The sequence below is a fragment of the Halomonas sp. HNIBRBA4712 genome, from assembly GCF_043558675.1.
GTDB lineage: Bacteria > Pseudomonadota > Gammaproteobacteria > Pseudomonadales > Halomonadaceae > Vreelandella.
On sequence record NZ_JBIFXR010000004.1, the window covers coordinates 159,371 to 184,151 of the forward strand.

Annotated in this window: 33 protein-coding genes; 13 read left to right on the top strand and 20 right to left on the bottom strand. The window is 59.6% G+C overall.

Annotated features, from left to right (window positions below; translation table 11 throughout):
* Positions 1 to 2: 2 nt before the first annotated feature.
* Entirely contained in the window at positions 3 to 563 is a 561-nt protein-coding gene (locus ACGK9R_RS10180; protein ID WP_394580831.1) for a hypothetical protein, read from the bottom strand.
* 160 nt (positions 564 to 723) lie between these two features.
* On the opposite strand from ACGK9R_RS10180, the gene ACGK9R_RS10185 reads away from it, so the two are divergent.
* Positions 724 to 1,161 carry a RidA family protein gene (locus tag ACGK9R_RS10185; RefSeq protein WP_394580833.1) on the top strand — a complete coding sequence of 146 codons (438 nt, stop codon included), beginning with the start codon at positions 724 to 726 and terminating at the stop codon, positions 1,159 to 1,161.
* Positions 1,162 to 1,294: 133 nt separating this feature from the next.
* On the opposite strand, the gene ACGK9R_RS10190 is transcribed toward ACGK9R_RS10185, so the two are convergent.
* The gene (locus ACGK9R_RS10190) at positions 1,295 to 3,601 is read right to left on the bottom strand and encodes a S8 family peptidase (RefSeq protein ID WP_394580835.1); all 2,307 of its coding nucleotides are present in this window, start codon (positions 3,599 to 3,601) and stop codon (positions 1,295 to 1,297) included.
* A 480-nt stretch (positions 3,602 to 4,081) separates the two neighbouring features.
* Here ACGK9R_RS10190 and ACGK9R_RS10195 point away from each other — a divergent pair, with 480 nt between their 5' ends.
* Positions 4,082 to 5,002: a glutaminase gene (locus tag ACGK9R_RS10195; protein ID WP_394580837.1), complete on the top strand. Its 921-nt coding sequence runs from the start codon at positions 4,082 to 4,084 to the stop codon at positions 5,000 to 5,002.
* 9 nt (positions 5,003 to 5,011) lie between these two features.
* Here ACGK9R_RS10195 and ACGK9R_RS10200 read toward each other — a convergent pair whose 3' ends face one another.
* Together ACGK9R_RS10200 and ACGK9R_RS10205 are read right to left on the bottom strand one after the other, a co-directional pair.
* The gene (locus ACGK9R_RS10200; RefSeq protein ID WP_394580839.1) at positions 5,012 to 5,512 is read right to left on the bottom strand and encodes an O-acetyl-ADP-ribose deacetylase; all 501 of its coding nucleotides are present in this window, start codon (positions 5,510 to 5,512) and stop codon (positions 5,012 to 5,014) included.
* Positions 5,513 to 5,534: 22 nt separating this feature from the next.
* Positions 5,535 to 6,404 (bottom strand): bifunctional transcriptional activator/DNA repair enzyme AdaA, encoded by an 870-nt coding sequence (locus ACGK9R_RS10205; protein WP_394580841.1) that lies wholly within the window; start codon positions 6,402 to 6,404, stop codon positions 5,535 to 5,537.
* A gap of 316 nt (positions 6,405 to 6,720) precedes the next feature.
* On the opposite strand from ACGK9R_RS10205, the gene ACGK9R_RS10210 reads away from it, so the two are divergent.
* Both ACGK9R_RS10210 and ACGK9R_RS10215 read left to right on the top strand, forming a co-directional pair.
* A complete protein-coding gene (locus ACGK9R_RS10210; RefSeq protein ID WP_394580843.1) occupies positions 6,721 to 7,539 on the top strand; it encodes a DUF1206 domain-containing protein in 819 nt (272 codons plus the stop codon).
* A 1-nt stretch (position 7,540) separates the two neighbouring features.
* Positions 7,541 to 8,143, top strand: coding sequence for a YqaA family protein (locus ACGK9R_RS10215; RefSeq protein ID WP_394580845.1), 603 nt, complete (start codon positions 7,541 to 7,543; stop codon positions 8,141 to 8,143).
* Between the two features lie 33 nt (positions 8,144 to 8,176).
* Here the strand turns inward: ACGK9R_RS10215 and ACGK9R_RS10220 are convergent, their stop codons facing one another.
* Positions 8,177 to 8,599 carry an MAPEG family protein gene (locus ACGK9R_RS10220; protein WP_394580847.1) on the bottom strand — a complete coding sequence of 141 codons (423 nt, stop codon included), beginning with the start codon at positions 8,597 to 8,599 and terminating at the stop codon, positions 8,177 to 8,179.
* Positions 8,600 to 8,730: 131 nt separating this feature from the next.
* Between ACGK9R_RS10220 and ACGK9R_RS10225 the strand changes: the two genes are divergently transcribed.
* A complete protein-coding gene (locus ACGK9R_RS10225) occupies positions 8,731 to 9,474 on the top strand; it encodes a class I SAM-dependent DNA methyltransferase (RefSeq protein WP_394580849.1) in 744 nt (247 codons plus the stop codon).
* A gap of 8 nt (positions 9,475 to 9,482) precedes the next feature.
* On the opposite strand, the gene ACGK9R_RS10230 is transcribed toward ACGK9R_RS10225, so the two are convergent.
* On the bottom strand, positions 9,483 to 9,890 hold the full coding sequence (locus tag ACGK9R_RS10230; RefSeq protein WP_394580851.1) for a DUF4019 domain-containing protein: 408 nt from the start codon (positions 9,888 to 9,890) through the stop codon (positions 9,483 to 9,485).
* Between the two features lie 269 nt (positions 9,891 to 10,159).
* Between ACGK9R_RS10230 and ACGK9R_RS10235 the strand changes: the two genes are divergently transcribed.
* Positions 10,160 to 11,593: a hypothetical protein gene (locus ACGK9R_RS10235; protein WP_394580853.1), complete on the top strand. Its 1,434-nt coding sequence runs from the start codon at positions 10,160 to 10,162 to the stop codon at positions 11,591 to 11,593.
* A gap of 67 nt (positions 11,594 to 11,660) precedes the next feature.
* Here the strand turns inward: ACGK9R_RS10235 and ACGK9R_RS10240 are convergent, their stop codons facing one another.
* The 4 genes from ACGK9R_RS10240 to ACGK9R_RS10255 form a co-directional block, all read right to left on the bottom strand.
* On the bottom strand, positions 11,661 to 12,134 hold the full coding sequence (locus ACGK9R_RS10240) for a DUF1456 family protein (protein ID WP_394580855.1): 474 nt from the start codon (positions 12,132 to 12,134) through the stop codon (positions 11,661 to 11,663).
* 9 nt (positions 12,135 to 12,143) lie between these two features.
* Positions 12,144 to 12,566: a tetratricopeptide repeat protein gene (locus ACGK9R_RS10245; protein ID WP_394580857.1), complete on the bottom strand. Its 423-nt coding sequence runs from the start codon at positions 12,564 to 12,566 to the stop codon at positions 12,144 to 12,146.
* A 103-nt stretch (positions 12,567 to 12,669) separates the two neighbouring features.
* Positions 12,670 to 13,302, bottom strand: a complete 633-nt coding sequence (locus ACGK9R_RS10250; RefSeq protein WP_394580859.1) for a DNA-3-methyladenine glycosylase I — start codon at positions 13,300 to 13,302, stop codon at positions 12,670 to 12,672.
* A gap of 76 nt (positions 13,303 to 13,378) precedes the next feature.
* A complete protein-coding gene (locus ACGK9R_RS10255) occupies positions 13,379 to 14,131 on the bottom strand; it encodes a carbon-nitrogen hydrolase family protein (RefSeq protein WP_394580861.1) in 753 nt (250 codons plus the stop codon).
* Positions 14,132 to 14,268: 137 nt separating this feature from the next.
* On the opposite strand from ACGK9R_RS10255, the gene ACGK9R_RS10260 reads away from it, so the two are divergent.
* The 5 genes from ACGK9R_RS10260 (at position 14,269) to ACGK9R_RS10280 (ending at position 17,123) form a co-directional block, all read left to right on the top strand.
* Positions 14,269 to 14,526, top strand: a complete 258-nt coding sequence (locus tag ACGK9R_RS10260; protein ID WP_394580863.1) for a helix-turn-helix domain-containing protein — start codon at positions 14,269 to 14,271, stop codon at positions 14,524 to 14,526.
* A complete protein-coding gene (locus ACGK9R_RS10265) occupies positions 14,523 to 14,756 on the top strand; it encodes a HipA N-terminal domain-containing protein (RefSeq protein WP_394580865.1) in 234 nt (77 codons plus the stop codon). The genes ACGK9R_RS10260 and ACGK9R_RS10265 overlap by 4 nt, the downstream gene beginning before the upstream one ends.
* Positions 14,757 to 14,794: 38 nt before the next feature.
* On the top strand, positions 14,795 to 15,004 hold the full coding sequence (locus tag ACGK9R_RS10270; RefSeq protein WP_394581118.1) for a HipA domain-containing protein: 210 nt from the start codon (positions 14,795 to 14,797) through the stop codon (positions 15,002 to 15,004).
* Positions 15,005 to 15,040: 36 nt separating this feature from the next.
* A complete protein-coding gene (locus ACGK9R_RS10275; protein ID WP_394580867.1) occupies positions 15,041 to 16,519 on the top strand; it encodes a mechanosensitive ion channel domain-containing protein in 1,479 nt (492 codons plus the stop codon).
* Between the two features lie 106 nt (positions 16,520 to 16,625).
* Positions 16,626 to 17,123 (top strand): type VI secretion system-associated protein TagO, encoded by a 498-nt coding sequence (locus ACGK9R_RS10280; protein ID WP_394580869.1) that lies wholly within the window; start codon positions 16,626 to 16,628, stop codon positions 17,121 to 17,123.
* 228 nt (positions 17,124 to 17,351) lie between these two features.
* On the opposite strand, the gene sugE is transcribed toward ACGK9R_RS10280, so the two are convergent.
* From sugE to ACGK9R_RS10295, 3 genes are all read right to left on the bottom strand, one after another.
* Positions 17,352 to 17,669 (bottom strand): quaternary ammonium compound efflux SMR transporter SugE, encoded by a 318-nt coding sequence (gene sugE, locus ACGK9R_RS10285; protein WP_394580871.1) that lies wholly within the window; start codon positions 17,667 to 17,669, stop codon positions 17,352 to 17,354.
* 36 nt (positions 17,670 to 17,705) lie between these two features.
* A complete protein-coding gene (locus tag ACGK9R_RS10290) occupies positions 17,706 to 17,981 on the bottom strand; it encodes a putative quinol monooxygenase (RefSeq protein ID WP_394580873.1) in 276 nt (91 codons plus the stop codon).
* A gap of 144 nt (positions 17,982 to 18,125) precedes the next feature.
* Entirely contained in the window at positions 18,126 to 18,536 is a 411-nt protein-coding gene (locus ACGK9R_RS10295) for a VOC family protein (protein ID WP_394580875.1), read from the bottom strand.
* A 352-nt stretch (positions 18,537 to 18,888) separates the two neighbouring features.
* Between ACGK9R_RS10295 and ACGK9R_RS10300 the strand changes: the two genes are divergently transcribed.
* Positions 18,889 to 20,085 carry a DEAD/DEAH box helicase gene (locus ACGK9R_RS10300; RefSeq protein WP_394580877.1) on the top strand — a complete coding sequence of 399 codons (1,197 nt, stop codon included), beginning with the start codon at positions 18,889 to 18,891 and terminating at the stop codon, positions 20,083 to 20,085.
* Positions 20,086 to 20,154: 69 nt separating this feature from the next.
* Here ACGK9R_RS10300 and rho read toward each other — a convergent pair whose 3' ends face one another.
* Both rho and ACGK9R_RS10310 read right to left on the bottom strand, forming a co-directional pair.
* A complete protein-coding gene (rho, locus tag ACGK9R_RS10305; RefSeq protein ID WP_394580879.1) occupies positions 20,155 to 21,108 on the bottom strand; it encodes a transcription termination factor Rho in 954 nt (317 codons plus the stop codon).
* Positions 21,109 to 21,194: 86 nt separating this feature from the next.
* Positions 21,195 to 21,593: a GFA family protein gene (locus tag ACGK9R_RS10310; protein ID WP_394580881.1), complete on the bottom strand. Its 399-nt coding sequence runs from the start codon at positions 21,591 to 21,593 to the stop codon at positions 21,195 to 21,197.
* A gap of 145 nt (positions 21,594 to 21,738) precedes the next feature.
* Here ACGK9R_RS10310 and ACGK9R_RS10315 point away from each other — a divergent pair, with 145 nt between their 5' ends.
* On the top strand, positions 21,739 to 21,915 hold the full coding sequence (locus tag ACGK9R_RS10315; protein WP_394580883.1) for a hypothetical protein: 177 nt from the start codon (positions 21,739 to 21,741) through the stop codon (positions 21,913 to 21,915).
* 158 nt (positions 21,916 to 22,073) lie between these two features.
* Here the strand turns inward: ACGK9R_RS10315 and ACGK9R_RS10320 are convergent, their stop codons facing one another.
* The 5 genes from ACGK9R_RS10320 to ACGK9R_RS10340 form a co-directional block, all read right to left on the bottom strand.
* Positions 22,074 to 22,850, bottom strand: a complete 777-nt coding sequence (locus ACGK9R_RS10320) for a hypothetical protein (protein WP_394580885.1) — start codon at positions 22,848 to 22,850, stop codon at positions 22,074 to 22,076.
* A gap of 91 nt (positions 22,851 to 22,941) precedes the next feature.
* Complete coding sequence (locus ACGK9R_RS10325; RefSeq protein WP_394581120.1) at positions 22,942 to 23,223, bottom strand: BrnA antitoxin family protein; 282 nt, start codon at positions 23,221 to 23,223, stop codon at positions 22,942 to 22,944.
* Entirely contained in the window at positions 23,144 to 23,437 is a 294-nt protein-coding gene (locus ACGK9R_RS10330; protein WP_394580887.1) for a BrnT family toxin, read from the bottom strand. Before ACGK9R_RS10330 ends, ACGK9R_RS10325 begins: the two co-directional genes overlap by 80 nt.
* Positions 23,438 to 23,574: 137 nt before the next feature.
* On the bottom strand, positions 23,575 to 24,015 hold the full coding sequence (locus ACGK9R_RS10335) for a YtoQ family protein (protein ID WP_394580889.1): 441 nt from the start codon (positions 24,013 to 24,015) through the stop codon (positions 23,575 to 23,577).
* A 184-nt stretch (positions 24,016 to 24,199) separates the two neighbouring features.
* Complete coding sequence (locus ACGK9R_RS10340) at positions 24,200 to 24,667, bottom strand: bifunctional adenosylcobinamide kinase/adenosylcobinamide-phosphate guanylyltransferase (protein WP_394580891.1); 468 nt, start codon at positions 24,665 to 24,667, stop codon at positions 24,200 to 24,202.
* Positions 24,668 to 24,781 lie beyond the last annotated feature (114 nt).

Genomic DNA, 24,781 nt, shown 5'->3' on the forward strand with positions numbered 1-24,781 from the left:
GCTCAAAGCGTGTCCGGCGCGCGCTCGAGGTTTTCGACGAAGTCACGCTTGGCCGTCTCGAACGCTTTGGGGTCGTGCTTGAAGCGGCGCAGAATCAGTGCCTGGTCCAGCGCGATGGTGGGCGCCACGCTCGCCGCATCGAGCGCCGGATGGCGCGCATTGAGCCCCACGCGAACGCCGCTTTCGCCCTCCCCCCAGCGCTTGATACCCAGCGTTTGGTAGAGCGTTTGGTCGGCGTCGCTCTCTACCTCGACCTTGAGCGGCACGTTCAGGCTCAGCTCCTTGATCAGCCTTGCTCTGGCACCCGGCTTTCGCTCCCAGACAAGCCAGGGCGTCATCCCCTCGCCCTTTTCATCCAGCACTAGCAGCGCCAGCGCCAGTATCTCGCCCCCGGTGCCCGTAGCCGCCACCAGCCGAGCCGCTTCCTGCTCGAACAGCACGTTTTGTGTGCCGGTGAATACCACCAGCGGCGTTAGTCCGGCGCTCTGGCCGTATACCTCGGCGCACAGTTTGGCAAGACACGCGCGGCGAACGCCGGGCTCCTTGATCTGGACAATCTTCATTACGCTCTCTCATGACCGACATCGACGGCCCCGTTCGGGGCTCAAGGCGTGCAAGCCTAGAGCAATCCACCGCGTGGCACCAGCGCGATTGGGCGAAGTCCCAGGCCCTGTGCCAGGCTAATCGCGGAAAACGTACTTTCGCCGCCGAAAAGGAGACATCGTGCCCCAGTTCATCAACGACCCGACCCTCCCCAAGCCCACCTTTCCCGGTAGCCACATGGTGGTCGACGACCACTACGTGTTCATTTCCGGGCTGACCATCGCCGATATCGTCGAGGACGACCCGCTGACCGGCGACGTGGCCAAGGAGACGCACCGCATCATGCGCGAGCTCGAGCGGATGCTGCGCCAGGAAGAGCTCGAGTGGCGTGACGTGGTGCGGGTGGATATCCATCTCAAGAATTTGGGCGATATCGCCAGGTTCGACAGCGTTTACGCGGAGTTTTTCGAGGCCGGCCAGTACCCGGCACGCACCTGTACCGAATCCCCCAAACTATGTGGCGGCGCCAGCGTCGAGATCACGCTCATGGCCAGCCGTCGGCGTCTTACGGCCGCCAGGGGCACACCGCAACCCGATGCCGATACCGGCCCGGAATAGGCCGCTACCATTTAAACAACGCTTTTCAGCTACGTACACGATATTCACCCACGCAAAAGCCGGCAGCCGCTTGAAGCGGCTGCCGGCTTTTTTGACGATCGATCAATCGACGCTTATTGGAGCGCTCGCCCACTTACCACTGGTAGCGGTAGTTGAGCACCGCCGCCATATCGTTTGCCGCCTCGGCGTCGTGGCCGGGCTCGAAGGTGTGGAGTAAATTGAGCTGCCACTCGCTGCGCTCGCTGCTGTTGAACGCATAGCCAAGCTCGATATCCACCTGGCGCCCGGAGGGAGAAAGCGAGCCGTCGCGCGCTTCGCGCACGACGCTTCCATCGATACGCCGGCCTACCGGTACATCGAAGTGAGCATCGGCGCTTTCGATGCGCAGCGGCTGGCGAATGGCCAGCGCCAGGCGCTCGTCGGCGCGGTCGCCCTCGCCCTGCCACTGTGCGCCCAGCGCCATCTCCCGCGCGACGATGTTATCCACGTGGGTGAGCAGGCCGCTGCCGCTGGCCTCGCCCTGGCCCTGCTCGAACTCGGCAAAGCCGCTAAAGCCAGCACCGAGGGCCATCTGCAGCCCCACCCCGGCAAAGGTCATCTGGTTGTTCTGGCCAAGCCCCAGCGCGCCGGAACCCTGCGCGCCCAGAAGCCCTTCGCGCTCGGTGAGCTGGCCCACGCGTGTAGCCAGGGTGAGCGCCGGAGTGAGTTTGAGTTCGGCACCGATGTCAGAGCGGCTCGAACGGTAGCGGCTTTGAGTGTCCTCGATGCCTCCCGCCCAGTGCGAGGCGGTCAGCTCCACTCGCTCACTCAAACCGTAACGTGTCTCGACGCCGCTGACGCTATCCATCGCCCGGGTCAGCTCCGAGCCGCCCTGAAAGGAGATCATCGGCATCATGGTGGATTCGGCGTAGGCGCTCATGGGGCTGGCCTGATCCCCGGCAAAGCGGTAAACGCTCATCGACGTATCGCCGTAGCGGCCGTCAAACCGGCTGGCGAGCGGCGTGCCGGCGTTATCCATGCTCGCCGAGAACTGGTAAGCACCGGCTTCGATATGCTGCGTATTGACCGACTGGCTCGTGGCGCCCGCCACGCGCTCCATATTGCTGCGCACCTGTTCGGCGCGCGCTTCGCGCGGCTGGGCGTTCAACCCCACGTTCATGGTGTAGTCGCGGCCCAGCGCATCGAAAACCGTAACGTCGCTCAAGGCCTGGGTATGGGCGAGCGCATCGCCGTAGGCGCCAGAGAGCTGCGCGTAAGAGGCGGTAGCGGACTCACCGCCCTGATCTACGGTGGCGCCGCTTGCGATCACAAGTTCTCCCGCTGGCGCCAGCGCCGCGTCGATATCCGCCGCCCCCTGCCCGAGGTAGAAAAAGCCGCAGTTGGCGGTGCCGGAGGCGCCGCAGGTATTCTGGCCGAACAAGGCGCTGTCGCGGCGCGCCGTTTCCAGCAGGCGCTGGCTCACCTGCTGCGCCGTCAAGTGCGGCCAGCGTGAAATGATGCCAGCGGCGTACTCCGCCACCCGCGGCGCCGAGATCGAGGTGCCTTGGGCCCCCACCTGACGGTTGACGAAGGGCGCGGCCAGGGTGCGCTCCTGAAGACGGGTATCGTCACCCGGGTAGCTGCTCGCCGAGTGCAGGTTGCCCTGGCTGTCGCTGCCTACGGCGATCAGCATCATGTCGAAAATCGCCGGCTGCGTTGCGTAGATCGGGTTGCCGTGGGTGTCGATCGCCTTGCCGCTGTTGCCGGCGCTGACCACGTACACCGCCCCCTTGCCGCCGTTCGAGTCGACCACGCGCTGGTAGGAAGCTTCAGTCGAGACACCGTTGAAGTTCAGCCGCGGGTCGCTCGCCTCCAGCCGGCGTGAAAAGCTGGTGTTGATGACCCGCGCTCCGCGAAGCGCCGCCTCGCCCACAGCGTAATCCAGCGTGCTGCTGAAGGTCTGCCCGTTGGCATCCGCCACCTTGATCAAATCCAGCCGGGCACTATCGAGTTCGCCGCTGGTCACCGTCGAGGCCACCGCGTTGCCATGCCACTCGTCACCGCCGCTGACATCGCTCTGGCCGGTGTGAACGTTCAAACGATCGATCACCCGTTGGCTATCGATGATGGTGTTGACGTCGAACCCGCTGTCGATCACCCCGACCCGTACGCCGAGCGGGTCGCTCCACCGCTTCTCGGTACGCTGCTCATCGAAGGGCGCTGTTTCATCGGGCGCCATTCTCTTCATCGGCTTGTCGACCGGCGGCGGCTCGACCGGGGCCGGCGCAGGGGTATGAACACCGGGAGTGGAATCGTCATCGGGGTTACCGGCACCGCCGCCCCCCCCACCGCCGCCGCCACAGCCGGCAAGCGAAACGGCGGCGAATGCCAGGGCGATGGCCACAGCGAGTTTATGAGGTTTGAGCGGGGCAGAAACCGGCTGGCGAGACGAGGCGTTCATTAATTTTCCCAAGCGAGTGCAAACGTTGATCGGCGTGGATATCACGACTTTATTTAACCGGCTTAATACGAACTCACCGGTTTAGTGATCAGAAATCTAATCCATTTCACTCGCTTCATTTGTAAAAATGACGTCACAAACACGACGCCAACTGCTATATAAAAAATCTATCTCCTTATTAGAATTAAATTATTTATCCATTTAATTCGACAACTTGCGAATTAAGACAAACAAAATAGAGCGTTACGAAAAGTTATACCTATCAAAAACCAACTTTACTTTATCGCTTAACTTCAACCAACAACTTCAGCAATAAAAAATGCCATTCTGATTTAACAAAGTTTTGCATTTTAAAGTGAATGGCATGTTTAAAACGGAGGGAAAAGCGGCGGTTTTTATTTCTCAAGAGGACGATGGCAGACACCCGGAGCGTTTTCGGCTAGGGTGGGCGCCCGCTCATCACCACCGACCGCTTCGTACATGCAAACGATTTTGAACGACATCACCGAGCAGCTCGCCCGCGAAACCGAGCGCGGCAAGGTCGCCGACTATATTCCACAGCTGGCCGAGGTGGACCCCGGCCAGTTCGGGATCAGCCTCGCCACCGTCGAAGGCGAGCGCTTCTCGGCGGGCGCCGCCGCTACGCCCTTTTCGATCCAGAGCATCTCCAAGGTCTTCACCCTGACCATGGCGCTGGGCAAACTCGGCGATGGCCTTTGGGCCAACGTGGGCCGTGAACCCTCGGGGGATGCGTTCAACTCGATCGTTCAGCTCGAGCACGAAAACGGCAAGCCGCGCAATCCATTCATCAATGCCGGCGCCATCGCAGTGGTGGACGCGATCATGATGGGTCACGAGCCGCGGGAGACGCTGGCGGAGATCCTGAGCTTCGTGCGCTATATTACCGACGATTCGAGCGTCTACTTCGACCGTGAGGTGGCCGCCTCGGAAATGGCGCACAAGGATCGCAACGCGTCGCTCGCCCACTTCATGAAGGCTTTCGGGCGCCTTCGCCACGACGTCGACAAGGTGCTGGGCACTTATTTCCATCAGTGCGCAATTGCCATGAGCTGCGAGCAGCTCGCTCACGCTGGGCTCTTTCTCGCCTCGGACGGCGTCAATAAACCGAGCCGCCTGCGGGTGGTATCACCCCAACGGGCGCGGCGTATCAACTCGCTGATGATGATGTGCGGCCACTACGACGCCTCCGGCGAGTTCGCCTTTCGCGTCGGGCTGCCCGGCAAGAGCGGCGTTGGCGGCGGCATACTCGCCATCGCTCCCGGGCGCGGGTCGCTTGCGGTCTGGTCGCCGGGGCTCGACACCTACGGCAACAGCCTGCTCGGCGCCCGGGCGCTGGAGATGTTCGTCCAGCGCACCGGCTGGTCGGTATTCGGCCACTAAAAAGGCCGTTCAGCGTTTCAGCAGCGCATCAAACACCGCCAGATCCCCTTCGGAAAAGCAGCAGAAGGTGACCGCGTCGATACCCGTGCTCGGCAGCGTCTCTTCGACGGTCTTGACCGCGATCTCGGCGGCGCGCTCGATGGGAAAGCGGTAGATACCGGTGCTGATGCTGGGGAAGGCGATGGAGCGGGCGCTGACGGAGTCGGCGAGTTCCAGCGCGCGGCGATAGCAGCCGGCGAGTTTCTCGGCCTCGCCGCGGTGGCCGCCGTTCCATACCGGACCGACGGCGTGAATCACATAGCGCGCCGGCAGCTTGAAGCCCTCGGTGAGCTTGGCGTCGCCGGTTTCGCAGCCGCCAAGCGTACGGCACGCTTCTTTGAGTTCGTACCCGGCGGCGCGGTGGATCGCGCCATCGACCCCACCGCCGCCCATCAGTGAACGGTTGGCGGCGTTGACGATCGCATCGACCTCGAGCGTGGTGATATCGGCTTGTATCGCGTCGATCTTCATGGCTTTCTCCTTTGCAGAGCCATCAGGGTAACGATAGTCGACCCGGTTCGCTTTCACCCTTCTTCGCTTCCTCGCGGCCGCTCTCCCAGGCTTGCACCATCTGCTTGCGCGCCACGCCCCAGCGGTAGCCACCCAGCGCCCCGCTCTGCTGAATCACCCGGTGACAAGGGATCCACAGCGCCACCGGGTTGGCGCCAATGGCGCTGCCAACCGCACGGGACGCGCCGGGTTTTCCGAGTATCCGGGCGATCTGGCCGTAGCTTGCAAGCGTCCCTTCGGGGATCGCCAGCAGCGCCCGCCACACCGCTACCTGGAAGTTGGTTCCCGTCACGTGCAGCGAAAGCGACTTCGCAGCGCTTGCCTCGGCGCCAAATAGCGCCTCGACCGGTGCGCGGGTTGCGCCCTTATCGAGCACCAAACGGCTGCGCGGCCACTGGCGCTCAAGTAGCGCGAGCTGCTCGTCGATGCCGGCAGCGCCGATGAACGCCATGCGGCAGATGCCGCGAGCGGTGGTCGCGACCAGCACCGCGCCGAAGGGGCTTGGGTGAACGCCGTAGGTCAACGTGACCCCCTCACCCCCCTTCTTGAACTCGCCGGGCGACACCGCCTCGAGGGTAACGAAGTGATCGAACAGCCGCGAGCCGCCGCTTAAACCCACCGCGTGTGCGGCCTCCTGAAGCGAGGCGTTCGACGCGATAAGGCACTTGGCGCGCTCCAGCGTCAGCGCCTGTAAAAAACGCTTGGGCGAGACGCCGACGTGTCGGCGAAAGAGGCGCTGAAAATGATACATGCTCAGGTGAACATGCGCGGCGACGCAGGCCAGATTCGGCTGGCACGCGGCGTTCTCCACCATGTAGGCCATCGCCTTCTCGATTCGCCCGTAGTCGTCCATCGCTCGCTCCCTGGGTTGATGCGTTCAAGCTTAAGCGAAGAGCGCAGCACGTGTGACCCGAATCTTGCGCAATTAAAGCGCGTCGATAGACCGGGGCACCCCGTCGGCGAGCTGCGGCATCGAGCGCTTACAGCATTGCCCGAAAGCGAGCAAACTCAAAAAAAAGTGAACGACTCTGCCGTCATCGCTCAAGGCAAGGGTTTCGCCCTCGAACGGCTAGCCTATACTACATCAGCGCCAAGTCAGCGCCCGAGCCTGTTTCGGGCCTTTCGCTTCACAGGGAGTGAGGCCTGCCATTTCACGTCAGGAGGACATCGTGGCTTCCAATACGCCCGACCACAAAGACGCCATTCAACTCTACGCCCGTATGGGCTACGCCTCTCGCGGTATCGTTTATTTATTGGTCGGAGGCCTGGCGGCGCTGGCTGTCCTCGGTCAGGGTGGGCAAGCCGAAGGCAGCCGGGGCGCGCTCGAACGCCTGTTAGTGGCACCGTTCGGCCAGGTGCTACTCGGGCTGGTCGCGCTGGGGCTGCTCGGCTACGCGATGTGGCGCTCGATCCAGGCGATCAAGGATACCGACGGCCACGGCAGCGATGCCAAGGGTATCGCCATTCGCGCCGGGCTTTTAATCAGCGCGGTTACCCATACCCTGCTGGCCTTCTACGCCGCGAGCCTGATCTTTCGCCTGGTCGGCTCTTCCGGCGACTCCGGCGACTCCGGCGGCTCCCAGGGCACGGTGAGCTGGCTTCTCGAGCAGCCCTTCGGCCGCTATCTGGTGGGGGCGGTAGGCGCCTGCATCATTAGCGCGGGCATTGCGCACTGTATCAAGGGCGCCAAGGCCAAGTTCGATAAACACTTCGACATGCCCGAAGCCACCCAGCGCTGGGCGTATCCGGTGTGCCGCTTCGGGCTGATCATTCGTGGCGTCGTGTTCCTTATCGTGGGCGGCTTCTTTATCATTGCGGCGTATCACGTCAACGCCAACGAGGCGGGCGGCACCGAAGAAGTCTTTGACTTCCTACGCCACCAGGCCTTCGGCCAGTGGCTTTTGGCCTTCGTCGCCCTGGGGCTTTTTGCCTTTGGCGGCTACAGCCTGCTGGCGGCGGTGTACCGGCGCATCAATCCGGACCTTTGACATGGCGCTGGCTTCTCACTCCCGAAAGCAGTGGCTCGAGCGCCTCAACCGCTCCAAACGCATGCTCTGGCTCTTAGGAGCGCTCTCGTTTCTGGAAACGCTCATTCTGCCGGTGCCGCTGGAGCTGATCATCATCCCCCTGATGGCCTCCAACCGGGGGCGCATCTGGGCCATGGCGGCGGTGGTCACCGCTGGCTGCCTGCTGGGGTCGCTGGCAGGCTACGGCATCGGGCTTGCGCTCTTTCAGTCGGTCGGTACCTGGCTGATTGGCGTTCTGGGCATCGAGCAGAGCTATCAGAGCTTTCAAACGCTGTTCAGCCAGTACGGGTTCGCGGCGATCGTCGCCATCGGTATCCTACCGATCCCCTACCAGGTGGCGCTGATCACCGCCGGGCTCTCGGGCTACCCCCTAGTGCTGTTTCTGCTCGCTGCCCTGCTCTCTCGCGGTGTTCGCTACTTCGGCATCGCATGGCTCGTGTACCGCTTCGGCCATAAGGTCGAGCGGATGTGGCAGCGCCACGCGCTGGTCACAAGCCTGATAGGCGGCGCCCTGGTGCTAGCGCTGCTGTTGGCGATGCAGCTGCTGGCCAGCCGCCTCTTGTAAAACGATCGCACCAATTACGCCCTGCCTGTCTGCTCAGCCAAGCGCCATTACGATCAACACACTCATCGCGATCATGCAGAGAAGCCCGACCCCATAAGCAATCGTGCGCCAGGGCTGAAGCTTGGCCAGGTAGGCAAGCGTATGGGCGTAGCGCGCGGCGGTGAATGCCATGAACAGCCACCCGGCAAACGCCGGAGAGGCGCCGACCAGCACGTAGGCCACGCCCAACGCCAGAAAAATGGGAATATTCTCGAGGTCGTTCGACCAGGCTTTGCTGGCCTGCTGCACCTGGGGCAGCTCTTCGCTTGCCGGCTCCTTCCCTGCCATGCGCGCGTCTTCCGGCGTCTTGAAGGTCATTTTGGTGATGCGGTGGTAGCCCTGATAAAGCCCGGTCGCCAACATCTTGACAAATAGCAGCACCGTCGCCACGGCGTACCAGTAAACGGCGTCGTCCATGATCACTCCTCGGGTCGATTGGGCTTGTCTTGCTCTCTCACCCAGCATAGTCGACCTGTGATCCGCCGCTTCGCTTTCAAAACGTCGGGGGCGCGTTTACCATGCGCTCCCCATCCCGCGCGAGCCCGACCATGTCCGCCAACGCCCTCTACACCGATCTTTCTCACTACTACGACCTGATGTGCGAGGAGATCGACTACCCGGCGCAGAGTCGCGCCGTGCAGCGCTTGAATCAGCTCTTCGGCAACGGCGGGCGCCGCCATCTGGACCTGGCCTGCGGCACCGGTCCCCACGTACGCCACTTTCTCGATGCGGGTTTCGAAAGCAGCGGGCTCGATATCAACCCGCCGATGCTGGAGCGCGCTGCTCGCCGCTGCCCGGAGGCGACCTTCACTCATCAGGACATGACCGACTTTCGCGTCGAGCGGCTCCAGGATTTGATCACCTGCTTTCTCTACTCGATTCACTACAGCGCGACCATCGAGCGGCTGAAGGCGTGCATCGCGCGCGCCCAGGAGGCGCTTTCGCCCGGCGGGGTGTTCTGCTTCAACGGGGTGGACAAGGAGAAAATCGACAACGCGCGCTCAATGAGGCACCAGACGCGCGTGGGCGAGGAGACGTTCACGTTCAGCTCGGGCTGGCACTACCCGGGAAACGGCGAGCGCCAGTCGCTGCGGCTTTGTATCGAGCGCACCCGCGGCGAGCAGTGCGAGCGCTGGATGGATGAGCACGCCATGGTGGCGGTGAGTTTTTCAGAGCTGATCGCACTGCTCACGCCCTACTTCACCGTCGAGGTGTTCGAGCACGATTTCGAGGCGATCACGCCCTGGAGCGAGCATTCGGGCAACGCCCTGTTCGTCTGCGTCAGGAAGTAGCGGCCCGCCTACTGTACGTAGTAGCCGCTGACCCGCCAGGCGCCATCCTCGAAGTGCGGGGTCACGGTTTCGGTAATCAGGCGGTTGGCGAAGTGGCTTTGAAAGGTGAATATCTTGTAGTCGCCGCGCGGGGCGCCGGGCATCGAGGTGTCGCTGACCACCCGCACGCGGCGGCGCGATTCGAGCTCGCCCAGCCCATCGCGGGCAAGCGTGATAGTGCGCGCCAGCATCGATGGCGAAAGCGGGCGCTGTAACAGTGGCGAGGCCGCCTGCCAGGCCTGGTCGAACTCGCCGCTGTCGACGTTTTCGAGCCACGCCAGGACCGCCGACTCGGCGGCGTCCATATCGGCGTAAGCGCTGGCGGGCAGCACGGTGAAGGCAAGGGCCGCTATCAGGGCGCGGTAGCGTTGAGGCATAAGAGCTCGAAGTAATGAATACGGGTGCGTGGCTAAAAGGCTTACCCGTGTATATCGGACGCGGGCGCGCAAGCTTTAATCGCTTCCTCGCGATTGATGACCATACGCCCGATAAACGTACGTTTGCTTTAGCGATCGCTTATCATTAGGGTAGGCACGAGTGGCCCTCCTACGCCTTCAGGGCCGCGCCGTCCCTGGGACGCCTATCAAAAGCCATCAATCGATAATAATAAAGGCCTATAAAACATCATCATCAAGGATCGAACACCATGACAGACCTACGCGTAGGCCAGTTCAAGCGGCTGGCACTCGGGCTTGGCGTTTCTGCGGCCATGATCTCGAGCGCCCAGGCGCAAACCAGTGACCAGCAAACCATCGACGAGCTGCGCGCTCAGCTCGATCAGATGCAGCAGCGCATCGAGCAGCTCGAACGCGGCCAGTCATCAGGCGCGAGTCAGCCGATGGCTTCGAACCAGAGCGGATGGAATCAGAGCGGTTCGAGCCAGAACGACTCGCCGCAGAATAACGTTAGCCAGGACGCTTACGGTGAAGGCACCGACACCGGCACCTCGGCCAACGGCGACCAGCCGAACTCGAATCAGCAGAGCCTGGCGCAGCAGAACCAGGCCACGCTCGAGGAGATGCAGCAGGTCGAAATCGGCGGGCTTCTGGAGTTCAGCGGCAGCGTCAACGACTGGGACAGCCAGAGCAAGGATACCGCCGGCGATCTGGACTTCGGCAAGTTCATCGTGACCGTTCAGGGCGAGTCCGGTCAGATCGACTACTCGCTGGCATATCGTTTCTACGACGACTACCACTTCCTGCAGCACGGCTGGGTCGGCTACAACCCCACCGAGCAAGACTCTTTCAAGCTGGGCCTGGTACAAACGCCGTTTGGAAACATGGATTACGGCTACCTGGGCTACTACGGCAACCTGGCGTATCTGGCCGGTTTCAACGACAACCAGAACGCCGGTATCAAGTGGGACCACTCCGAAGGGCCCTGGGACACCTCGCTTGCGTTCTTCAAGAGCGACAACCTGGGCAACGGTAACGAGCACTACGGCGCCAACGCCATCGGCGACAGCGCCCAGGGCAACAGCGAAGAGAATCAGGTGGCGGCGCGCGTGGGCTACACCTTCGGCCACGACACCGACTTCGCCACCCAAGTGAACCTCTCGGCGAAAGGCGGCCAGCTCTACAACCGCAATACCGAACGAAGCGGCGACAACTGGTCGGCAGCGCTCGGCGTGGATGGCAGCTACGGCAACTGGCGCACCCTGGCCCAGGCCACCACCTACGAGTACAACGCAAAGAACCCGGCGGAAAGCGAATCCGGCATTTCCGATAACGCCCTGCAAATCGGCGCGTTCAACTTCAACTACCTGATTCCTGCCAAGGGCGAGATCTACTCGGCCAGCGTGGGCTACAACATGGAAGTGGAATGGGGCCCGGTCGACAACCTCTTCTTCTTCAATGACTTCAGCGTCATCGATCCAAGCGGCGATTTCACCGCGATCAACGGCGGCTTCGGTAACCAGAACAACCCGATGGTCAATGACCTGGGCGTGCAGATGACCGCCGGGCCGTTCTTCGCCTGGTTCGATATCGTCTCGAACAAGAACGGGCTCGATTACTTCGGTGCGCCGGTCGACGACGGCTGGAATACCGCGTTTCTGACCAACTTCGGTATCGAGTTCTAAACGAAACGCCACGCAAAAGGCCACCTGTCGAGGTGGCCTTTTTAGTGCGCGACGTTCGTCACATGGCTCAGGCGCCCGGGGGCGTTGGGCGATGCCGATGTTGCAGCGCCATCAGGAAGGTACGCAGAATCTGATCCTTGCACTCGCGATAGTTCTTGTGGCTGGGCTTGCGAAAGAACGCGCTCAGCTCGTGGGCGCTGATCGGCAGCCCCTCGCGCTCGAAGAGCGCCAGAATATCGTCGGCCTGCAGGTTCAGCGCGATGCGCAGCTTCTGAAACACCAGGTTATTGCTAAGCTGGACCTCCGGCGTGGGTGCCGGCCCTTCGCGCTTGCCGCGTTTATGGCTGATGAAGCCGTTCAGAAACCCCGCAAGATCCTTGTCTCGCATTGACTTGAAGGCCTCGTCGTCATCCTTTTTGAGCCAAGCAGTCACCTGCTCTTGCGACACATCGATATCGGCCAGCTTGAAAATGGTCACGATGGCGGGGTCCTTCAAATCGAAGGCGTAGCGTAGGCGGCGGAAAATATCGTTATTGGTCAAGATTGAATCCTAACGGGGGGTCAGCGTGGTTAAAAGCGCGTCGATCTCGGCTTTCAGCTCGTCGTCTTCGATGTGCGCGGCACTGGCCTTGACCTGGCGCAGGCTCTTTAAAGCGGCATCCGGCTCATCGAGCTCCACCTGAAGCGTCGCCATGGAGTAGCCGATCGAGGCAACGTAATCCGGCAGCGGCCGGGCCGCGGCTTTATCCAGCGCTTTCTGGTAAAGCGCTAGCGCCTCGTCGGATTCTTCGGTGAAGTCCGCCAGCGTCTCCCACTGCTCCGGGTGATCCTTCTCGGTGTACTCGTTGTCGATACAGATCGCTTCGAGCTCGCCGTAGAGCGCCTCGAACGCCTCGCGATCCTCCTTGTGAGCCGCGCGCATCAGCTTCTCGGCCAGCTCATACACGGCCTTGTGGATTCTGGTGTTGATCACAGGACTACCTTGAAAATCGAATGAATGGACGCGGCTGTGTTACCGGGCGGCCTTTTCACCATTGTAACGCGCGTGGCCACTGCGGGCTTTGCTATTTATAGTCTCACGCGTTATCGAGGGTGGACCGGGCAGGCCGGATAAACGCCCAGCGGGCTTCATCGATACGGGCACGTAAAAAACACATCTCGGCGTGATCGTTAATGAGCCCCATCGCCTGCATGAAAGCGAACATCGTGGTAGGCCCTACGAATTTCCAGCCCCGTTTCTTGAGATCTTTCGAGAGTGCTACGGAAGTTGGCGAGGTCGAGACGCTCTGCGGCACGGCCACTTCATCGGCCTCGGGCTCGAAGCGCCAAAAGTACGCCGCGAGCGAGCCCTCCTGCTCGACCATCTCGACCGCGCGCCGGGCGTTATTGATCACCGCCTCGATCTTGCCGCGATGGCGAACGATACCGGCGTTCTGGAGCAGGCGCTCGACGTCGCGCTCCTCGAAAGCCGCTACCTTGTAAAAATCGAACCCGGCAAAGGCCGCGCGAAAATTTTCGCGCTTGGCCAGAATCGTGCGCCAGCTCAGCCCCGCTTGAAACCCTTCCAGGCTGATCTTCTCGAACAGGCGCTGATCATCGGCGACAGGGAAGCCCCACTCGCGATCGTGATAAGGCTCGAGCTCGCCGGGCGACACTGCGCACCAAGCGCAGCGGTGGTACCCACCCAGGCTTTGAGTAGTCTTGTCCATCAACTCGGCATCCGATCAAGCGAATTCAGCGCCCATCTTAACAGCCGATGACACGGCACGCGCTGTGCTGCACGCACTATGCCGAGTAGAGATTGGTGTCGGCGAAGGACACTGCAGTGGCCTTACTCTTTTCGGTATCGAACAGCACCAGGCCCGAGGCTCGATCATCGAGTTCTGCCAATGGCTCGCCACGCTCACTCCAGCATTTCGAACCACCGGCACTGATGAATGCACCCGAAGGGCCGATGCCGTTCGCCAGCAGGACGGGCATTCCATGGCGCTTGGCGACTTGCGGGTAGTGGCTCGCTTCCTTGACCTGATCTTCATCAGAGTGAGCGACGCTGGCGAGGTAGACGGTGGCTCTCAAGCTCGCCGCGCTATCGGCGTGGCTCATTTGGAGAGATTCGAAGCAGATGGCCGGCGCCAAACGATGGCCGTCGATGTCGATCAATGGCGGTCGATCACCGGCAATGAAGCAGGAGCGCTCGCTGTCATGGAGCTGTTGCTTGGCATAAAAAAGCCGCTCGCCATTCGGCACGAGCCACGCCATCCCGATTTGCACCCCGCCTTCGACCGCCAACGGTACTCCCAAGCCAATCAGGATATCGTCCTGGTCGCTGAGTTGCTGGAAGACCTCGAGTTGCCACGCCGATTGAGTGCGCGCCTGGGCGGCTGCCATGCTGGGCGAGTAGCCGGTCAGCGACAACTCGGGAAAAAAGATAACGTTTGCCCTGTTGGCAATAGCCTGCTGAGTGAGATAAAGATGCTGCCTTGTATTGGCCTCGATGTTGCCCGCCAGGGAACAGGTTTGCGCAGCCGCGATGATCATACGTCAGCCCTCTACTTTGTTCTGGCCCATGAGTACGAGCTCTTCATTCATGGCGCATCCGTCTTGCCACGATATTTAAAAACTCTACACTGGCCGGTATCCGACCCATTTTTTCCTTAAAGGGAAAAATATAACGCATGAACGCTTCTAAAAATACCGCCGCCGCTATGCCCTTGACCGTTACCCGCGCAGAAGACCTGGGCCGGCTCATACGGCAAACGCGCAAACGCCAGGCGCTGACCCTCGAAACCCTGGCTGGGCTTTGCGGGGTGAGCATGCGCTTTCTGAGCGAGCTGGAAAACGGCCGAGCCTCATGCGGCTTGGGCCGGGTTCTACTGGTACTGGAAACGCTGGGAATCGAGCTTTCGGCACAGCCTACGGATATCGATACATGACGCCTGATCGCTTGAACGTATGGTCCGGCCGAAAGCGGGTTGGCGCGCTGTGGCGCGGTGACGATGGCCGTCTTATTGGGTTCGAATACGATGCAGAGTGGCAAGCCAACGGGCACGCCATCTCCAACAGTTTGCCCCTTGATCAACGCCTCTGGCCGCCCGAGACGCTGACAGCCCACCACTGGTTCGGCAACCTGCTTCCCGAAGAGCAGGCACGGGGCGCGCCCTGATCATTTATAACAAGCTGTATCTCAATACGCTCGCAAGCCTGGTAGGTCTGCCCTGCCCGGCCACGTTCGTGCGCCACACGAGAAAACACGCGCTGCTGATCGTCGAGCGCTTTGATCGCGGAAACGCAAACTGGCAGCACGTGCGAATACATCAGGAAGATTTATGCCAGGCCCCTGGGCCTTGCCCGCACACATCGCATGCCAGTATCCAGCAGCGTCGAGTCAGAACCCCCACTAGACTTGGCTAATACGTACCGATTTTGATAACGACACCAAGGATGGTCATGGCCGCTACTGCTACTTTCTTCACCTCTTTCCGTGTGCCTCGAATGGTGGCGCCGCTGCTGGTGTTACTTGGCATGCTGGTGAGCCTTTCATCTCACGCCAGCGAGGAGACCGCCCCGGCCACCCAGAGCCCCAACGCCGGGCAAATCGAAACCACGCCTTCGCCGCAAAAGGATGCGGAGATCGCCCAGCGCATCAGCGGTATCTTCTCCGAAATCGACGGGCTCTCCGCGGTCGAGGTCAGCGTGAGCAAAGGCATCGTGACGCTGGCCGGGGAAACCGCCAACGAGCGCAAGGCGCAGCAGGCGGTGGGCCTGGCCAACCGGCTCACCGACGTGGTAATGGTCGACGATATGATCGACCGCACGCTGGACGTTCAGGACAACGTCGCTACCGCCTACCAGGGGCTACGCGCGCGGGGCCAAAGCCTTTTACGCGCACTGCCACTCATAGCGGTGGGCTTTCTGCTTTTTGGCGCGGTCGCCTGGTTCGGGGCGTGGCTTTCGAACCGCAAGCACCTGTGGCAGCGGGTGACGCCCAACCCCTTCGTCGCGGGACTCGTTGCGCAAACGATCAAGGTCGTGTTCATCGTGCTGGGGCTGATCATGGCGCTGAGCCTGGTGGGTGCGGAAACGATCATCGGTACGCTGCTGGGCGGCGCCGGGGTGATCGGTATCGCAATCGGCTTTGCGGTCAAGGACACCATCGAGAACTACATCGCCTCACTCATGCTCAGCATCCGCCAGCCCTTTCAGGCCCGCGATCACGTGGTCATCAACGACCGTGAGGGGATCGTTGTCCGCCTGACCTCTCGCGCCACCATCCTGATGACGCTGGAAGGCAACCAGCTGCGCATTCCCAACGCCGACGTGTTCAAGGGCATCATCCTCAACTACACCCAGAACCCGGAGCGCCGCTTCGATTTCGAGCTGGGCGTGGACGCAAGCGACGACCCGCTGGCCGCTATCAAGGTGGGCCTCGATGCCCTGAACGGGCTGCCTTTCGTGCTGGGTGAACCCAAAGCGGTCGGTGTCATCACCAACGTGGGGGATTCCAACATCGTGCTGGCGTTTCAGGGCTGGGTGAACCAATCCGCCACGGATTTCGGCAAGGCGCGCAGTATCGCCATTCGTGAAACCAAGCACGCGCTGGAGCACCAGGGCTTCACCCTGCCCGAGCCGATCTACCGGCTCAGCTTTCGCCCGGAGCTCGAAGAGTCGCTGATGCGTATTCAAAGCGGGAAGTTCACCGAGCGTAATTCGGCCCTACCAGCAGCGGCCGCACCGGCCTTTGATACCGCCGCAGACAAGGAGAAACAGCAGGCGAAAGCGCGCGCTCAGCAAATACTCAAAGGCGAACAGACCGACGGCGTGTTCGACGCGCGGCCCGACGAGAAGCTAATGAAAAAGGTAGAAGAAGAGATCGCGCAGACCTCCAGTGAAACGGATCTGTTGAGCAAACGGCCGGCGAAGGAGTAGCGTTATCGAGTACAGCAAGGCACTGCTCGACGTTTTATCGTTTAATATCGAGAAACCGAGAAATGATAACGCCCCCATCGAAACGAACGCACTCGAAGGACAATGCATGAAGATCGACAAAACCCTGCTCGCCTTACTCGCCCTGCTGCCCGCCGTGGCACTTGCCCAGGACGCCCCCGCCGGTTCGCAGTGGCAAACCGAAGAGCACCACGAAGAGGAGCTCGATCTTCACTTCGTCGTGCTCAAGACCCCCGCGATTGGTCTGGCCCAACCCACGCTCGTGTTTCGCTGTTTTGAGGACACCACCGTCGCCTACTTCAACCTGTTCGATCAGGAGGAAACCGGCACTTTCGAGTTCGGCCCGGCCACCATACAGCTCGACGACCAGGAGGCCGAAACCTTTGAGATGCAGGCGATCGACGACGGCCATGCCCTGGGTTTCTGGGACGGAGCCAGCGCCATTCCCTTTATCGAGCGCCTGTTTGGCGCGCAGACGCTCGAGCTGGCCCTTGCCCCGGTGGAAGGCGAGCCCATCGAGGCAGCATTCAATATCGAAGGACTCGAAGAGAGAATCGAGCCACTGCGTGAGGCCTGCGGCTGGTAGATCTCTCGAGCGCCAGGCGATCGCGCTTAACGCGGTTTCGATCTCGGTAAGCGGGTATGGGATGCCCTGAACGGAAACGGTGGATTCGACCGGGTCCACCTCGATGACGTACTCCCGGTCGCCTTCGGGATAGCACGCGAGGGTCAGGAAAATGCGCCCCTCGCCTTCCGCCACCCGGCGCAGATCCCGAAGGCTGTCCGAAAGATCGAGTACGACTTTTCGCGCATCTTACGGCTGAGCAAGCTTCAGCCCGACCAGCCCCGCGCAAATCAGCGCAAGGCTCACCAGTTTGAGTACCCCCGCGGATTCCCCGAACAGCACGATGCCCATGATCGCCGTGCCCACCGCGCCGATGCCGACCCAAATCGCGTAGGCGGTACCGACCGGCAGGTTTTTAAGCGCCAAACCCAGCAGCAGAAAACTCGTCGCCAGGGCGAACACCGTCCAAACACTGGGCCAGAGTTTGGTAAAGCCCTGGGAGTATTTCAGCCCGACGGCCCAGCCGATCTCCAGAAGACCTGCCACAAACAGGATAAGCCAACTCATGTATTCCTCTTGGCCGATTGCAAAATCTATTCCCGGCTACTCGATGATCTCATAATGGCGCACGGCATTTCGGGTCGGCCTGCCCCATTCGGAATTCGCGACGCGGCGCTGATGGTGGTCAAACGCCGTACGATCAACGAACGTCTCGAACACGTTATAACGGCACGGGTCAGCTTGATCCTGAATGACGTCGAACATGATACAGCCCGGCTCCGCCAGAGTTTGCTGCCTATGCCGCATAAGCGCCTGCAGGAACGTGTCAAGCTCAGCTTCCGGCACTGTAATCGTGCCCTTGAGCATTACCTTTGCCACTTGCATCCCCTTAGTGAAGCACGTTTCTAGATATCGGCTGCCTTGAACTGCGCTTTTATCATGCCATCACAGCCGAGCGTCAACTCATGCGCATGATCCGATTACAGGATCGGCTCACGCAAACTTACAGCCGGCTGAGTTCCCCTATTCTGGCAGCCGCTCATTATCGATCTGGTTTACAAAACCAGCTTCATCTCTGATACCTACCCGATTGCCATCAGGATCAGCGATATTGATCGTTCTGCCCCAAGCGTTTTCGGTAATAGTGGCGTCGATACCCCAGGCTCTGACGCGCGATAACGCGTCCTCCAAATCATTGACGTTGAATCGTAACTTAAAACTGCTTTCCTCGGGCGACTTGGGGCTGCTTTTTGCCTTGCCGCCCTGCTCGACCATCAAGTAACCATTGCCGTACTCCAGACAGGTAAGCTTGAAACCGTCCTCATTTCGCTCGAACATCTGACGCAATCCAAACAGCCCACGGTAGAAAGCGACGCACTCATCATAGTGCTCGGTATTAAGAATCATCCCATAGCGTGCTACGTTTATATTCATGGTTTCCCCTTTGCCCACGAGTAATCGATTAGTGGCGCATCGCGGTTCAGGTTACGCTCCACTGGCATAGCGCCAACATATTCGACAAACTCCATTTCAAATCCGGCCGGGCCATCGCGGCATGCTGGTTGTCGGTCGCGTAGCAAGGTTAAAACCTCAACCCAAGTTGAGGTAAAGCTTTTTTAAAAAATCAGCAGACAAAAGAGATATGAGTGGCGCAGGCGAACGGGATTATCGGGAAGGAATCCAAGGGGCAGGTGCCAAGCACACGCAACGCGGTAAATCAGCGGAGCTACAAGCACTGCGTTATACTGCGGCATATTTTCATTTCGACACACCGTCAGAGCTTCCCATGCCCTTTGCAAAACTCGGCTTATCCAGTCCTCTGGTTCAAGCGATCACCGAACTCGGCTATACAGCGCCCACGCCCATCCAGGAGCAGGCGATTCCCGCCATTCTCGCGGGCAAGGACGTGATCGCCACCGCGCAAACCGGCACCGGCAAAACCGCCGCCTTCGTTCTGCCGCTGCTGGAGCGCTTTGGTCAAGCAGAGACACTTCGCGCCAAGCGCATCCGGGCGCTGATTCTAGTGCCGACCCGTGAGCTCGCGATTCAGGTCGAGGCCAGCGTGGCCGAGTACGCCAAACACCTGCCCTTGACCTCGCTGGCCGTGTACGGCGGCGTGGATACGCAGCCCCAGAAAGAGCGGCTGATCGAAGGGGTCGATATTCTGGTCGCCACACCGGGCCGGCTGCTGGACCTGGCGCATCAACGGGCGCTGCACTTCGACGAGCTGAAAGCGCTGGTGCTGGACGAAGCCGACCGCATGGTCGACATGGGTTTCGTCGACGACATTCACAAGATCATGGTGCGCCTGCCGGAACACCGCCAGAACCTGCTGTTCTCCGCCACCATGAGCCACGAGGTGCGCGCGCTAGCTCACAGTTTTTCTGACAGCAAGAAGAGCGAGTCGGCGGTGGAGATCGCCATTACGCCCAGCGTTCGCGCCGCCGCCACGATCGAGCAGTGGCTGATCACGGTGGATAAGGACAACAAGTCTGCCCTCTTGAGCCACCTGATCAACGAACAGCAGTGGGATCAGGCGCTGATTTTCGTCGAGAAAAAGCACAGCGCGGCGAAGCTGGTAGCGCAGCTGGAAAAACGCGGCATCAAGGCGGACTCCATCCACGGCGGCAGAAGCCAGGCCATGCGCGAAACCGTGCTGGGCCAGTTCAAATCCGGCGAGCTCCAGTACCTGGTCGCCACCGGCGTCGCCGCACGGGGCCTGGATATCGACGAGCTCAGCCGCGTGGTGAACTACGACCTGCCCTTCCCGCCGGAAGAGTACATCCACCGCATCGGCCGAACCGGCCGCGCGAGCGCCTTGGGCGAAGCCATCTCGCTGGTGGACATCAGCGACTTCAAGAACCTTTGTGCCATCGAAAAGCGGCTGAACAGCGTCATCGAACGGCGGGAGATCGAAGGGTTTCCGGTGCGTAAGGAAGTTCCCGTGTCGAAATTGAACCACGTCAAAAAAAGCAAGCGTTAAGGTGTAAGTGAAAGCTCGCTGCTTGAAGGCGTCATCAAGCGGGCTTCTCACAGCGGCATTTTCTCGCCGTCAGGCGGGTGCGAAGGCGGCCAACAGCTCGGCATTGGTCGGGTACTTCTCCAGCAGATCGAATAGCTTCTGCGCGCCATCCACCGGCTTGAGCTGCGTCAGCGCTCGGCGCAGTGTCCGCACCTTTTCGATGTCCCTGGCGTCGATCAGCAGCTCTTCCCGGCGGGTGCCGCTTTTGGCGATATCGATCGCCGGGAAAATCCGCTGGCTTGCTATCTCCCGCGACAGCACGATCTCCATATTGCCCGTGCCCTTGAACTCCTCGAATATCATCTGATCCATCCGGCTGCCCGTATCCACCAGCACGGTGGCCAGAATGGTCAGCGAGCCGCCGTTTTCGATCTTGCGCGCCGCGCCGAACAGCTTTCGCGGTATTTCCATCGCCCGTGCATCCAGCCCGCCGGACATCGTGCGACCACTGCCCCGCTGCTCGGCGTTATGCACGCGAGAAAGCCGCGTAAGGGAGTCGATGACGATCATCACGTCATGCCCCTCGCCGGCCTGCTGGCGGGCGCTGGCCAACAGCCGGTCGGCCAGCTTCACGTGATGGGCGTAGCTTTCGTCACTCGAAGAGGCGTGCACCTCGGCAGACACGCTGCGCTTGAAATCAGTCACCTCTTCCGGGCGCTCGTCGATCAACAATGCGTACAGCTTGATATCCGGGCACGCCTCGGCCACGGCCTGGCAGATGTGTTTGAGCAGCGTCGTTTTGCCGGAACCCGGCGGCGCGACGACGAGCCCGCGCTGGCCCATGCCGATGGGTGTAATCAAATCCATGGCGCGCATGCTACGCTGGCTGGAGCCGGCGTCCAGATGAATGCGGGGGGAAGGATGGATCGCCACGCCATTGAGAAAACGCTTTTCGGGGGTATCCAAAACGGGATCGTCTGCTTTAACGGCGGGCCTGGCGTCTACCGGACGTTTGACCTTCAAGCTGAGTGTTTTGCGCGTCATAAAATCGATGGATCGCCTTGGGTAAGCTGGGTGGATAGAGTAAAGGCTGAACTTCGAAAATGGTATCGCGCTTGAGCAGCACGGTCTCAGCCATTCTCGGTGAACTGCGGTAAGTCGTCAGTAATCTCGAACCACGGCGCCTTGTGGCCCACGAACACATGGCGGTTTGAGCGCACACCGGGATCAGTATCGAGGGTGCCCAGCGGCAGCGCGTAAATCTCCGGCTTTTCCGTAAACCGGGTGTGAATGCTGGAGCCGCAGGTCGAGCAGAATACCTTGAACTCCCCCGGCGACGACTCGTAACGCTTGAGTAGCTCTTCGCCTTTGACAGTTTGCCAATCGCTGGCCTGCACTTTGGCACAGGTTCGAAATGCCGCCGCATGGAGCTTGCGGCACATGGAACAGTGGCAGTGGTAGACGTCGGTAAGGGGGCCGGTTATTTCGTATTGGATGCCGCCGCAGAGGCAGCTGCCTGATAGGGTCATTTTTAACTCAATATCTGATTTTTTTGCAATAAGCGATGCCCTGATAAGGGAGCTCGGTAGAGGTCATAGGCGGGCGCAAATATCATCGAATTGTTATAAGCAAAACCAGCTACCAACCCCACCAGCGCCCGACCCTGACTATCCCATGCCAGACCGCCCCCAAGATGGAGGGAAACAATTTTGGCAGCAGAAACGCCAGCACTGCAAAGAGGATAATACAGGCAATCAGGTAGGTACTGCTAAGAAACCCTCTCCAATGCCAGAGCTGTTTGTTGATCCCGAGCCAAATAAAGACGGCGGTTGGGATCGAGAAAAACAGTGATACGAAAAGACTAGTTAGCCTTGATTCCATTTGCCCACCCTAGCTATTGTTTCTTATTATATAACGCCCGCAACATCGGACAATTTGGAGCGCAGCGGAAAAATTTTTCCAAGTGATTGAGCTTTTATAGTTTTTTTATATTACTGAATTAATTATATTCAAAAAGTAGGAGTATCAAGAAATCTTTTAACATTATTCTCGTAGAATTCACCAATAGCATCCATCGTCTCATAGGATAATTCAGAGTTCTGTGTTGCAGACCTACCTGAGGGATACCAGACGTCCTCTTCAGCCAGATAAGCTGCAACATAACCAAGCTCTTCAGATGGACAATTCGTTTGTAAACGACCAAAAGAGCGGCCTATTAATGCGCTGGGCATCATGTCTCTAAAAATTGGTTTAAGCTCAGAGCATTTACCCGTTTCGTCAAGAATGGTTGCTTCGTATACCTCACGCCAAGCGCTCTCTGGACTCTCATCTGAAACTATCACATGGGCAACACCTGCGTATGGAAACCCACAGGCTAATAAGGCCTGAGCTTGAGAAAAGCCGAATTGGTTGGGTGAACGATCCTGACGAATAAATGTTGCGCGAACAATTTTCAACTCAACGACCAGCGTCTGCGACAGTAATAAATGTTCTTTATCATATGGAATAATAAGTAGATCAATATCACCCGGAAAGAGTACGTTGATCAACACTTTGCTCGTAGGAACGAAAGCAGCTATCATTACCCCGCTATCGGGAGATGCTTCATTAAAAAATTCAGGCATCAATTCTGCGTAAACGGCTCCAAACAATTTTCTTTTGCAAATCAACTGAAGGCCAACTGCTATCTCATCAGCTTTTTCTTGCATAGCTTTCGGCATTACAAAAGCAATATCCCCGCTTTTAATAATAGGAGGCCGATCTATCAGTGGTTTTTTGTAACACATAACAAACTCACCATTTACACCAAAGTTTAAAAGCTACAAAATTTTATCTCTTCATCTCAAACTAGCTCTCTAAACTCTATTAACAGCCTTATTATTGCCATTCCAACTTAAGTTCTCTATGCGATTGCGCGCAGTCACGCAGATAAAGATTAATCAAGCTTTGATACGGCAGATCTTTTTCTTCTGCCAGCTTCTTGAAATACGCAATTGTGTCTTCGTCCAGCCGGATCGTGACCTGCTTCTTGAGTTTTTTGGCGTAGGGGTTTTTGATGGACTCTGAAAAATCGTAGTGATCACGCATATTTGTATCCTTCGTAAGCTTTCCGCTCTCGTTTATTCGCCTTACGCGCTGAAATGATGCGAATGGTCTCACCCTCGCGAATGCAGTGGCATACCACCAATAAACGCGATTGGATGCTGGTTCCAAGCAGTATGAAGCGATCCTCCTCAACAGAATGATCGGGGTCTGATATCAGGCGACCGAACTCGTCCGTAAACGCCGTTTTGGCCTCTTGAAATGAGACGTCGTGCTTTCGGCGATTGGCGGCATCCTTGTGGGGATCCCAGTCAAACGTTAAATGGGCCATGCATTACATTGTAGTTATAGCGTAAGTATTAGCAAGAGTGAGGGTGGCTTTATCGGGGCAGCTGGCGCTGCCCTTCGCGCGCTGAAGCGTGCTCCCACAACACCAGAATGAGGACAATTGTGGGAGGCATTGGAGGATTATTCTTTCAGTACGTACTTCAACGTTTCTACAACCTGCTCAGTCGACGTACACCAAGCTTGTGCTCCAGCATCCACTTCCTTCAACGGATGAACGATATCCTCGCTATGCAGCGTGATATACGGCTTGGCAAGCGCCGAGCAGTAGCCGGCATCAAACGCGGCGTTCCACTGCTTGTACTTGTCGCCGAAGCGTACGACGACCAAGTCAGCCTGTTCGATCAGCGTGCGGGTGCGGATAGCGTTGACTTTCGATGACTGATGGTCGCGCCAGAAGCCGTTTTCGGGCTTGCCCAAGTGGTCGCCGGCGGCGTCGCTGGCGTCGTGGTCGGTGACCGGAGCGGTGAAGACGATGTCCAAGTCGGCGGCTTCGGCGCCGCGTTGGATCTCGTCGCGCCAGTCGGTGTGGATCTCGCCGGAGAGGTAGACGTAAAAGCTCATGATAGGCTCCTCGAAGAAAAGGTCATTCTGTGAGGCGTAGTTTATGGAAAAAGGTTCCATATTCATACCGCATCAAAAACGAGAAATACCCTAACGGGGTACTCTCGAACAAGTGATGTTTCAGACAGCCTTCAATCAGAAGAAGGGCTACCGGTAGGGTGTCGGCTGAAAAACCGCACGAGCCTCAGCTGCACTCGGTGAGGTCTTCCGGCGTATCAACAGGGTGTGCAAGCGGCTGGACCAGGCCGTGGCGCACGTACCAGACGCGCTCGGCGTGGCGGGCGGCGTCCTGGCTGAGCCAGCCATTCAGGTCGAGAAGCCGGTGCTGCGGGGTCTCGGTGGGTAAAAGCCCGCGCCCTACTTCGCTCATGATCAGCACCAGGGTGGCGTTGCAGGCCCTGGCGGCGCGGCAAAGCGTGTTCAAGTCCTCGCGCCAGCGGGCGCGCAGGTGCTCCGGGCTGGTATCGCTGTGGGCGTCGCGGGCTACCCAGTTGAGTACGCCGTTGATGACGAGCGGCGTGTCGTGAACAAGGATCGAGTGGCAGTCCGCCAAGCGTTGGCCGGGGGCGAGCGTCCACCAGGCGGCGTGTTGAAAGCGTTGCCGAACGGCGTCTCGTTTACCCGCGCGGGCACCGCCGATGAAAAGCTGCATGGCCACTCTCCTTCTTCGTCACGCTGGCCGTCCTGGAACGATGGGTCAGTGTCAGGCGCCCCTGGTGGCCTCCTGCAAGGCCTAACCAAGCGGCAAGCGTTTAAAACGCCGCCG